The organism is Micromonospora sp. DT178 (assembly GCF_049841695.1).
GTDB lineage: Bacteria > Actinomycetota > Actinomycetes > Mycobacteriales > Micromonosporaceae > Micromonospora.
The window spans coordinates 1-245 of sequence record NZ_JBNCKV010000101.1 but is presented as its reverse complement, the minus strand read 5'-3'; the positions used below and the strand labels follow the sequence as shown (position 1 = coordinate 245).

The 245-nt window shown below is 69.4% G+C and carries 1 protein-coding gene; it reads right to left on the bottom strand.

The window, feature by feature from the left end:
• Positions 1–233, bottom strand: a 233-nt coding sequence (locus ACLQ22_RS32145) for an acyltransferase domain-containing protein (protein ID WP_425695628.1), incomplete at its 3' end; no start/stop codon positions are given.
• Between the last annotated feature and the right edge of the window lie 12 nt (positions 234–245).

Below are 245 nucleotides of genomic sequence, written 5' to 3'. Positions count from 1 at the left end.
TGTGCGAACTCGGCCAGCATCGGCTCCATCAACGGCGAATGGAACGCGTGACTGACCCGCAGCCGCCGCGCCTTGCCACCCCTATCTCGCCACTGCCGCGCCAGATCCAGCACCACGTCCTGGTCACCGGAGATGACCGTCGAGCGGGGGCCGTTGACCGCCGCCACCCCTACCAGGTCGGTGTGCCCGGCGATCAGCTCGTGGGCCTGGGCGTCACTGGCGGTCAACGCCACCATGGCTCCACC